The sequence below is a fragment of the Psychrobacillus insolitus genome (assembly GCF_003254155.1).
Lineage (GTDB): Bacteria > Bacillota > Bacilli > Bacillales_A > Planococcaceae > Psychrobacillus > Psychrobacillus insolitus.
This window is the reverse complement of sequence record NZ_QKZI01000004.1, coordinates 21,054-31,826: the sequence shown is the minus strand read 5'-3', so window position 1 is coordinate 31,826 and position 10,773 is coordinate 21,054. Positions and strand designations below refer to the sequence as shown.

Here is a 10,773-nt window from a genome sequence, read left to right as displayed (position 1 = left end):
CGCTGATTTTCGTTCCGAGCGGACGCTTTTCCGTGGGGCGTGCGGTGAGCCTCCTCGTCGCGAAAACCGCGCTCCTGTGGGGTCTCACCTGTCATGCTAATCCCACCGGAGTCGCCGCTCGGAACGAAAATCAGCAAAGTGAATATTGGAAACATAAGTTCAAAAAGATTTAGAAAACAAGTGAGATTCCCCGTAGAATAAAAGTCGACCAAAACCATTATTCTGGAGGGAACTCACTTGTTACATACTAATAGTGTAAAATCTTTGCTCAATTATTCAAGACCCAAACATTACGAAGGGTGCGGTGTCAGAAATATGTTTATCCATTTAATATTTTCCTTGTTTAAAAAATTCTTAATTTAGAATATTCTTACTCTAAGTGAGGTAAAATAGAGTTAATAATAGTGGGACAGGGGGATGCTTTTATGGATCGTAAGGAGAGATATGAATTACTCTTTAATAATATTAATCAATATAATTCTGGTGAAGAGGGTATTACAAGAATCGCATACTCAAACGAAGAGCAGACATGTACGCATGCATTTATGCGTTTGTGTATGGCAGAGGATTTAGATATACGCATGGATGCATGTGGAAACGTTATCGCCAGAAGAAAAGGAAAAGTAGAAAGCCTTCCACCTGTTGTCATGGGATCTCATCTTGATACAGTTTATCAAGGAGGTAAATACGATGGTGTAGTAGGTATTACTGCAGCGTTGGAAGTGATTAGACGTTTAAATGAAGATGGAATTGAAACGGATCATCCAATTGAAATTATTTCGTTTGCTTGTGAAGAGTCTGCTCGTTTTGGTGTATCAACAGTAGGTAGTAAAGCGATGGTTGGTCAATTTGACAAGAACAGATATCGAGATTTAATGGATAAAGACGGTATCACGATGGAAAAGGCATTTGCCCTATGTGCACTAGACTTCAATAGTGTTGAACAAGCAAGTAGAGCTGATGAGAGGTTTAAAGTATTCATGGAAATTCATATAGAGCAAGGACCAGTACTTATAAATAATGAGAAGAAGATAGGCATTGTTACTGGGATAGCTGCTCCAGTGCGACTTCATGTGAAAGTTAAAGGAAAAGCTTCACATTCTGGAACAACACCTATGAATATGAGGAAAGATGCTCTTCTTGGTGCTTCTGAAATCTCATTAGCTCTTGAAAAAGCTGCAAAAAGTGAAGAAGAATTTGGAACAGTTGCTACTATCGGTGTTTTGAATGTCTATAATGGTGCAATGAATGTCGTGCCTGGAGACGTGGAATTTAAAATAGACATTCGATCTACTTCTCTAAATTCAAGGAAACGTGTACTTGATCAATTAAATGAAACAATTGAAATAGTAAAGAAAAACAGACAATTAGAAATTGAAAGTATAGAAATCAGCTCAGAGGAGCCAGTACTGCTATCAACAGAAATAAATGATGTGCTAAAAAATATTTGCGACGAAAAAAATATTCCTAATCAAACGATGCAAAGTGGAGCGGGGCATGATGCGATGAACATGGCTAAGCTATGTCCAGTGGGCTTAATCTTTATCCCTTCAGTAGATGGACTAAGTCATCATCCAAATGAATATACTCCGCTAGATGATATATTGGTAGGAATAGATATACTAGAAGCAGCAATCCTACATTACGCAATCATTCATTAAAAGCTAGCTATTTACGAAAAATAGCTAGCTTGGCTTATTATTTATTCTTATTATTCTCTTCTTTTGTCTCCTCTAATTTGGATTCATCCGCGACATCATCCATGAAAGGTATGATTAAATCATTAGTTCTGAAGGGCATGTCTGTCCTTCTACTATATAATATTGTATGAGTAGTGAAGGTATGCATTAATACCTTGAAATGACTAGAGGTAGCATTAAGTAATGTTGTATAATTTATTTCACGAGTTGTAGTGAATAGAAGAGGGGTGTACATGAATTTGGAAAAACCTAATGATGCTAATAGAAGTATTCGGAGAACAAAGCGAATTTTTAAGTCGCACTTTATCAGTTTAATACGTGAAAAAGGATATAAAAATGTGACTGTTACAGATATAGTTGAGAGGGCTGATTATAATAGAAGTACTTTTTATCTATATTTTAAAGATAAAGAAGATTTGACGGAAGAATTGATTACGGAAGTTTTAGAAGAGCTAAACCATGCATTTCATCGACCTTTTGAAGATGCTAAAATTGTTGCTTATAATCGTATTTTGCCATCTTCTAATACTTTCTTTCAACATTTATATGACTATAAAAATTTTTACAGTCTTTTAACGATACAAGATACAATACCAGGATTGCAGCAAAAGTTTCTGGAGAAAATGAAGGAAATATTTGACGCGATTACGTATATAGATACTGAAAAAGAAGAAATTCAAATTGAACATTTCAATACATATAAAATGTATGGATCATATGGTGTAATTTTGGAATGGATTGAGGGTGGGTATGTAAAATCACCAGATGAAATAGCGAATAACCTTTTAGAAATATTCAAGACGAGTACTAGTTCTTTTAGATTTACCTAAAAGAGCTTTAAAAAATATTTCATCGACTTAATACTAGAAAAGGGTTAATATACGTTGCCGCCACTGAAAATCAAACAATCATTAAAAAAGCTATATTGTCTTCATTGACAACGGTTTTTCAAAATGAAGAAAGAATTATTTATTTCCGAAACAATCCAATTGTCACGTTTGGAAAGGAAGAAAGTAGGGGTCCATTATAAAATGTTAAATAAAAAAGAGTCAACTATTTTTTATGATAGTTGGCTCTTTCGATATTATTATTTTTTCTTTTCAAGTTCTATTTCTTTACCTTCTACTTTAATATCTTCTTTTTCTTCATCATTTATGATATCTCGTGTAGAGGTTTTAAATTCTTTCAATGTTTGCCCAACAGCTCGACCTAATTGAGGTAATTTTGATGGTCCGAAGATGATTAAAGCAATTATTAAAATGAGTATTAAACCTGGTACGCCTATATTTGGCATGGTGTTTCCTCCTTGTCTTTGATACAAGATCTATCTTAATATAACACAAACTAAACAAAAATGAGAAACCCTTATTTTAGAAGGAGCTCATCTCAGCTAAAGAGTTCCTTAGTTTTTAGGTGTGATTAATTGACCGCCACCATTTTTCAAGAACTCAATGATTCCTTCAGTTGCACGATAAGTTAATGCAGCCATAGTTGGCGTTGGGTTTGTAGGGCCAAAGTGAGGGAACGCTGAAGCTCCGCACACGAATAGGTTGTCTACATCCCACATTTGCATGTAGTTATTAACTGCAGAGTTTTTAGGACTGTCTCCCATAATTACGCCGCCGCCATCATGTTGGAATGTAAATCTACCACCGAAATGCTCAGCCATTGGGATAGTATCGACAATGTCAGCACCCATTTCTTTTACTAATTCTTCACATTTTCCTACTAAAAATTCATTACGTTTATGGTCGTGATCTGTATAATCAAATGTTACACGAATTAATGGATCTCCATTGTCATCTGTATACGTTGGATCCAAATCAAGATAATGATTTTTATGCGGCAATATTGCTCTTTGAGAAACGACTGACAATGTACGGTAATAGTAGTGTAAAGAATTTTTCTTAAATTCTTTACCCCAGTTTGGTGTTCCCATAGGTACTGGGTTATTTGCGATTGGTTCATTTCCAAATAAGTGCATTTCAATTTGACCACCATGGATGAAATCCAAATTGCTATGATCGAAATTATCTGCATTGAAGTCGTTATAAGCTGAACCTAATGAGCCCGTACCGATGTAACTATTAAACTTCTTCTCTTCAAAATAACCGATTGCACCGGTAATAGTATGGTGGTCTGTGTAGTTTTTCCCAATCATTCCTTTACCAGTTTTAGGATTATATTGTTCACCAATACCAGATAATAATAATAACCGAACATTATTAAAGATATAGCTAGTTAATACGACAACATCTGCTGGTTGTTCGAATTCTTCCCCTGTACGAGTATCTTTGTATAATACACCAGTTACTTTTGTTCCATCATATAAAACACGAGTTACTAATGAATGAGTACGAAGTTCAAAGTTACCAGTTTTTTTCGCAGTCGGAATAACTGTAACGATTGGATCGGCTTTAGCACCGTATTCACAGCCATAACTACCACAAAACGAACAGTATTGACATGCATTTAATGTTTGTCCATCTGGATTTGTATACGCTTCTGAAACATTGGCAGTTGGAACTACGAAAGGATGATAGCCAAGGTTTTCTGCAGCTTCATGGAACATTTTCATTTGCTGTAATTTTTTTAATGGTGGAGTAGGGTAATCAATTGAACGAGGTCCAGCTAATGGATCAACTTCACCTGAAATACCAGCCATTTGTTCGAATTTAGAATAATATGGTTCAATTTCATCGTAAGTAATTCCCCAGTCTTGGATTGTAACTCCTTCAGGAATCTTACTTTCACCATACTTTTCAATTGTTTTACTACGAATTTCAAAGTCATAAGGGAAGTAACGATATGTTTGTCCACCCCAGTGAGCACCGCCACCGCCAGTACCAGTTCCAACTACAAGGGCACCTTCGTCACGAACTGGTTTTGCTTCATCGTCTAACGTATTTCGGAAAGTAATGGTATCTTTCGTTAATTTTTGCATTAATTCTTTCCGAACATTATATTTTAATTCATCGTGACCATGTAAGTAATCTTCAATCGATCTTTCGACACCACGCTCTAAACCAACTACTTTATAGCCAGCTTTTGTTAGTTCAGCAGCAACGATACCACCTGTCCAACCCATACCTGTTGTAACAACATCAACTTTTGGTAACTTTGTAACCATAATAATCCCCCTCGTATTCTTTTATTTCATGAATTAATGTTTATGTCCACCCAAACTAATAGGTTCTATTAATACAAACTCTTCTTTGTCTAAATAGGAAGTATATGACATTTGTGCACCTGGGAATTCTTTCATTTTCCAACCGGCCATGTCTTTATTGCCTCCATATAATGGGTCAGAAAAACAACCTTGTAATGTAGCAGCTCTAAGTGAGCTAAAGAATACAGCTGAACTGACTAATTCTATTTCGACTTCTCCATTTTGGAAAGAAGTTAAAATAGCGATTTGTTGTTCTTCCGTTAAATCTTTAAATAATGTGCCATCATGTTCTTTTTCAGCAACTTCATTTAGTTTCCGAACACCTTGTAAAAAGATTTCACTATTGTTTAGCGGAACTTCACCTTTTTTAAAGGGACCTTTTCTATAATCGTCGGCATTAGTTCCCCAAGGGCTAGCAAGTTGTTTGTCGATAAAATATGGTGCTCCTAATGCAACTGCACCGGGGCCATTATCATCTTCAGGATAAATAAGTTCTGTAGCAGCACTAAGTGCTTCGAAATCTTTCTGGCGTACGAAAAATAGACGTGTATCGCTATAATCAATGGTTGTATGGCTAGTTTCATTACCAGCTGTATGCGTTGAAGTTTCTGTTTTCCCGCCTATTAAACTCCCAAGTGCACCACCTAATACAAGTCCGCCAACTGTTAATCCTGAATTTTTGATGAACGTTCGTCTAGAAGAGCGTTTATCTAAAATAGGACTTTTCTTTTCTTGTTCTGACATAATCAAACCCTCCAAGTGTTAATAAATTTATTAATGGACAATAGCTTGCCAATTATAAACGATAGAAAATACCGCGGTAGCTACAAGCAAACTAGCAATAAAGTAGGTATGTTTTTTTCCTGTCCAACAAAGGACGATGACGGATAACCCAATACCTGCACCTAGTAGTGTAAACCAAGGGAAAACACTATCGTGAAAATGAAGGAATAGTGCAAAATCACCTACTAGAAACAGAGCAAAGAAAACTTCATTTAACAATTTTAATTCTTCTATATTGTATTGAGACATAGACATTCTCCTTTATAAAAATTTATCCCGCATTAACTGGCAGTGAGATTCCTTTTTCAATTAGTGGGGATGAGGAAAACCCTCACTGATTGAAGCTTCACTTTATTAAATAGAAACTTGTATACTTTCTATTTACTATGCAAACAATGAAAGTTTAACAATTTCGTGATAGTTTCACAATCATTAATACACGGCTCAATGCTCACTCACACAACAGATTAATAGTTAGTGTTGTTTATTGGGTTAAATTTTTAGAGGATGTTGGAATGTTTTTCAATTATATAGCTTAGGCCGTATTCATTTTCCACCTTAAGCCCGTATGGAAAAAGTTCTGTATAGGGGAATGATAAAAGTAATTATACAAAGGGCATTTAGAGACATTTGTATGCAATAGACGAAATCAGAAAGAACGCAAATAATTTAGTCCTGGGTAAAAATATGTATTTAATTTTCAAGTATAATCAAAAGTTGGAATATTTACTTTGGCTTCTGGACAGTCTATAGGGGAATAAAGATACTATAGACTGTCTAGGAGGGGAAAAAGTGAAAAAAGATCAACATAATAACGAAACAAACATAGAAGAGGAGGATACGCTAACCAATAGACAAGGACACCCTATTACGAACAATCAAAATATGCGAACTGTTGGTAATCGTGGTCCTGCGACACTTGAAAACTATGATTTTATCGAAAAAATAAGTCATTTTGACAGAGAACGTATTCCTGAACGTGTTGTGCATGCTCGTGGTGCAGGTGCTCATGGTTATTTTGAAGCTTACGGAGCAGCCGGCGATGAGGATATTTCCAAATATACACGGGCAAAATTGTTTCAAGAAAAAGGAAAGCAAACACCTGTTTTTGTTCGTTTCTCGACTGTTATTCACGGTGGACATTCACCAGAAACACTGCGTGATCCAAGGGGATTTGCAGTAAAGTTTTACACAGAGGATGGAAACTGGGATCTCGTAGGGAACAACTTGAAGATTTTCTTTATTCGCGATGCCGTTAAATTTCCAGATATGATTCATGCATTTAAACCCGATCCTGTTACAAATATTCAAGATGCGGAGCGTTTCTTCGATTTTTGTGCGAGTTCACCGGAGTCTTTTCATATGGTTACGTTTGTTTATTCACCTTGGGGCATCCCGGCAAATTATCGAATGATGCAAGGTTCAGGAGTAAATACCTATAAGTGGGTCAATAATGAAGGAAAGGCCGTACTTGTGAAGTATCATTGGGAACCGAAGCAAGGCATTCGTAACTTAACCCAGATGGAAGCGGAAGAGGTTCAAGCGAAAAACTTTAATCATGCCACGCAAGATCTATATGATGCAATCGAAAAAGGTGATTTTCCAGAATGGGAATTACTTGTTCAGACAATGAGTGATGATGAGCATCCGGAGCTGGATTTTGATCCACTGGATGATACGAAATTATGGCCAGAGGATCTGTTTCCTTGGAAAGCCGTTGGTAAAATGGTGTTAAATAAGAATCCAGATGATTATTTTACCGAAGTGGAACAAGTTGCGTTTGGGACAGGGGTACTTGTTGATGGACTAGATTTTTCGGATGATAAAATGCTGCAAGGCCGTACATTTTCATATTCGGATACCCAGCGTCACCGAGTAGGAGCAAACTATTTACAACTTCCGATTAATGCACCTAAAAAGCGTGTAGCTACAAACCAAAGTGGTGGTCAAATGTCTTACAGATTAGACAGAGGTCCTTTCCAAAATCCACATATCAACTATGAACCTTCTATACTAGATGGATTACAGGAAGCAAAACAATTAGGGAAAGAACACACACCGATGATTACAGGAAACTTGGTTCGACAGTCGATTGAACGAGATAACAACACGAAACAAGCGGGAGACACATATCGTAATTTTGAGCAGTGGGAAAAAACGGAGCTAATCTCCAACCTGGTAAATGACTTAGCTAATTGTGATAAAAGGATTCAAGATAAAATGATTGCACTTGCAGAAGAAGCGGATAAAGACTACGGTCATCATTTAAGAGAAGGTTTAAAGAATGCATCAAAAGGGGGGACCAGTCAAAAACCACTTGGAAATATCGCTGGTAATAATGCCTCGCAAGATGCAATTGACAAAAGCCACGGAGCAGAACCATATTAAGGTGTTACTTCATCCACTGCATTTATCATTTATACAGTTACATGAGTTTTGTGCAAAGCGAACCGAAAAGGTATATAGAAAAAAGGCCCTTTAGCGTTTTTCTTATCACAAAAAAAGAGGAACTATCAATGAATATGATAGTTCCTCTTTGTGTTTTAAACTCCTGCAGTTACTAATAAACCTTTATGAGCTTCTTTTAACTCTTCTGTTACTTCTTCTATTTTACCTAAGACTTGAACACGCTCTTGTTTTTGTTGTTCAAGAGCAGTCTTAACAGTTGATTCCCATTGATTTTGAGATTGAAGTATAAGTTCAAGCATAGTAGTATTTGGTTTCCAAGACAACGTTTGTACTTTTTCGTTGATTTCTTGAATATTAGTCAACCATGCAGCCTCATTTGCTAGCGGGCCGTTATTAATTTCTTTAAAGCTATTTTGAATTTTTTCTTGCCATTCAATTGCAGCTTTTTTTGATTCCTCTTCAATTGTCTTGAATGTTGATACACTAGAGTCTAATAATTCTTTTTGAGCAGTGAATGCTTGCAATGTTTTTTTCTGAACATCATCTTGGAAGTTTTGAATTGTTTTAAAGCTGTTTAACCATCCGTCCCAAATTAGATCTACACCGTTAGCCACTTGTTCTTTCATCTGTTCTTTCATCATCAATAATTCCTCCTCTTATCTAATTCAACACGTTTTAAAATTTATAATGAATGCAAGTATTTGCATAACATTTAGTATCAATCCACTTCTTCGTCTTTATCGGAAGAAGATTTTGGAGTGAAAAAAGGGTTGTAAACATTGAAAAATTGATTCAACATTTTTTGATACTGATTTAAGGACCCTGCCCATAAATCTAAGTATTGTTCTCCAGCTTTCGTAATAGAATAAATACGTTTAGCTGGTCCACCAGATGTTGTGTCCCATTCAGAAGTGACGAGTGCATCTTTTTCTAGCTGACGAAGAATTCGGTAAAAATTCCCTTGATCGACAGACTCGACTCCGAATTGAGTAATTTTCTCCATTAACTCATATCCATGCGTATTCCAATCACGTAAGTGCAATAACATAATTGGGATAAGGAAATTTTTTGGAGCACCAATAGAAGCACTTTTACTTTTCTTTGTTTCATCCGATTTGGATTCCATAATTAACCACCAGCCTTAATAACTTTTGTCTATAGATGTAATTTACACCTATATGTACAAAGTGTCAAGTCAACAATTTCTGAATAATTTGAGAACCTTTGTAGAAGTGTGTCGAAAATATCAGTTTATTGTCTAAAAAATGGTATTTACACCAAATTAACATGCCATTTATAATATATTCGTGTTAAGATGATTGAGAATTCAAATAAAGGAGATGATTTTCCATTGACGCAAAATACTTCGTTTGATGCTTTTACCATGTGGAAGGGTTTATATGAAAAAACAGAAAGCACATGGAGAGATTCAATTCAAGAGACACTTCAAAAAGAGTCATTTGCTGAAGGTCTAGGGCAGTTCCAAAGTCAGTATCTTCAGTATCAAGAATTAGTGAATAATATGACTGCATCTTATTTGAAACAAGTGAACATGCCTTCTCGTGAAGAGATTGCGAATGTTGCAACGCTTGTAATAAATGTAGAGTCTAAACTAGATGATTTAGAAGATCAAATTGATGGAAATAAAGATAACACTACTAAAGAAATAGAGCATTTAAAAAGAGTAGTTACAACACTAGATAAAAAATTAGATAGAGTTATTCAATTACTAGATAAATCTTCTGGATCCGCGACTAAGACGAATAGTGTCCAAATTCCTGAAGTAAGTCCAGTGCCTGCAATATCTAATGCAAAAAAATAAGGTTGATTTTCTTTTAGAAGACAAATAGTAGCGTACCCAGGTAGAGGGTAAAATGGTCGATTATTTTCATTAAAATTAATTGGGGAGTGTATGTAGAATGGTAGAATTACAAAGAGACGAATTGGTGAAAATGGATTCTTTAAAACCACTAGCTGGAAAAGTGGCAGTTGTTACTGGAGCTTCAAAAGGAATTGGAGCTGAAATTGCTAAAGTACTAGCAAGAAATGGTGCAATAGTTGTTGGTAGTTATCTAAGTAGCCCTAGTGCAATGGAAGATGTATTAAAAGAAATCGAACAAGAAGGCGGTACTTCGTTTGCACTTAAAGCAGACGTATCAATAGAAGAAGATTCACAAAAACTTATAGAAGAAACATTGAAACGTTACGGTAAAATTGATATTCTCGTAAATAATGCCGGGATTACAAAAGACCGTACTTTCCGTAAAATGTCTAGACAAGAGTGGGAACAAGTAATTAATGTCAATTTAAATAGTGCCTTCAACACAACGTCAGCAGTAATAAATCATATGCTAGAGCAAAAATTTGGACGCATTATCAATATTAGTTCAATCATTGGCCAAGCTGGTGGTTTTGGTCAGACGAATTACTCTGCATCTAAAGCTGGATTACTAGGTTTTACGAAGTCATTAGCTCTTGAAACGGCTCGTAATGGTATTACAGTAAATGCTATTTGCCCTGGATTCATCGAAACAGAGATGGTTGCAGCAATGCCTGATAATGTGAAAGATGCAATCATTGCAAAAGTACCAGTTCAACGTTTAGGAAGCACTTCTGAAATTGCAGATGCAGTTGTATTTTTAGCACAATCAAGTTATATTACTGGGCAAGAAATCAATGTTAATGGTGGACTTTACATGTAATAGAAGCTTT

The 10,773-nt window shown here is 35.8% G+C and carries 11 protein-coding genes; 5 read left to right on the top strand and 6 right to left on the bottom strand.

Annotated elements, in window-relative coordinates; all coding sequences use genetic code 11:
- Positions 1–425: 425 nt before the first annotated feature.
- Both C7437_RS10675 and C7437_RS10670 read left to right on the top strand, forming a co-directional pair.
- Complete coding sequence (locus tag C7437_RS10675) at positions 426–1,661, top strand: Zn-dependent hydrolase (RefSeq protein ID WP_111439669.1); 1,236 nt, start codon at positions 426–428, stop codon at positions 1,659–1,661.
- A gap of 272 nt (positions 1,662–1,933) precedes the next feature.
- A complete protein-coding gene (locus C7437_RS10670) occupies positions 1,934–2,530 on the top strand; it encodes a TetR/AcrR family transcriptional regulator (RefSeq protein WP_111439668.1) in 597 nt (198 codons plus the stop codon).
- Between the two features lie 257 nt (positions 2,531–2,787).
- On the opposite strand, the gene tatA is transcribed toward C7437_RS10670, so the two are convergent.
- The 4 genes from tatA to C7437_RS10650 all read right to left on the bottom strand — a co-directional run bounded on the left by tatA (position 2,788) and on the right by C7437_RS10650 (position 5,901).
- On the bottom strand, positions 2,788–2,994 hold the full coding sequence (gene tatA / locus C7437_RS10665; protein ID WP_111439667.1) for a twin-arginine translocase TatA/TatE family subunit: 207 nt from the start codon (positions 2,992–2,994) through the stop codon (positions 2,788–2,790).
- Positions 2,995–3,102: 108 nt separating this feature from the next.
- Positions 3,103–4,830, bottom strand: coding sequence for a GMC family oxidoreductase (locus C7437_RS10660; protein ID WP_111439666.1), 1,728 nt, complete (start codon positions 4,828–4,830; stop codon positions 3,103–3,105).
- Between the two features lie 33 nt (positions 4,831–4,863).
- The gene (locus C7437_RS10655) at positions 4,864–5,613 is read right to left on the bottom strand and encodes a gluconate 2-dehydrogenase subunit 3 family protein (protein ID WP_111439665.1); all 750 of its coding nucleotides are present in this window, start codon (positions 5,611–5,613) and stop codon (positions 4,864–4,866) included.
- Positions 5,614–5,643: 30 nt separating this feature from the next.
- On the bottom strand, positions 5,644–5,901 hold the full coding sequence (locus tag C7437_RS10650; RefSeq protein ID WP_111439664.1) for a hypothetical protein: 258 nt from the start codon (positions 5,899–5,901) through the stop codon (positions 5,644–5,646).
- Between the two features lie 543 nt (positions 5,902–6,444).
- On the opposite strand from C7437_RS10650, the gene C7437_RS10645 reads away from it, so the two are divergent.
- Positions 6,445–8,040 (top strand): catalase, encoded by a 1,596-nt coding sequence (locus C7437_RS10645; RefSeq protein WP_111439663.1) that lies wholly within the window; start codon positions 6,445–6,447, stop codon positions 8,038–8,040.
- 155 nt (positions 8,041–8,195) lie between these two features.
- Here the strand turns inward: C7437_RS10645 and C7437_RS10640 are convergent, their stop codons facing one another.
- Together C7437_RS10640 and phaQ are read right to left on the bottom strand one after the other, a co-directional pair.
- On the bottom strand, positions 8,196–8,702 hold the full coding sequence (locus C7437_RS10640; RefSeq protein WP_111439662.1) for a PhaP protein: 507 nt from the start codon (positions 8,700–8,702) through the stop codon (positions 8,196–8,198).
- Positions 8,703–8,779: 77 nt separating this feature from the next.
- Complete coding sequence (phaQ, locus tag C7437_RS10635) at positions 8,780–9,187, bottom strand: poly-beta-hydroxybutyrate-responsive repressor (protein ID WP_111439661.1); 408 nt, start codon at positions 9,185–9,187, stop codon at positions 8,780–8,782.
- 225 nt (positions 9,188–9,412) lie between these two features.
- Here phaQ and C7437_RS10630 point away from each other — a divergent pair, with 225 nt between their 5' ends.
- On the top strand, positions 9,413–9,883 hold the full coding sequence (locus tag C7437_RS10630) for a polyhydroxyalkanoate biosynthesis repressor PhaR (RefSeq protein ID WP_111439660.1): 471 nt from the start codon (positions 9,413–9,415) through the stop codon (positions 9,881–9,883).
- A gap of 130 nt (positions 9,884–10,013) precedes the next feature.
- On the top strand, positions 10,014–10,763 hold the full coding sequence (locus C7437_RS10625; protein WP_245909279.1) for a beta-ketoacyl-ACP reductase: 750 nt from the start codon (positions 10,014–10,016) through the stop codon (positions 10,761–10,763).
- Positions 10,764–10,773 lie beyond the last annotated feature (10 nt).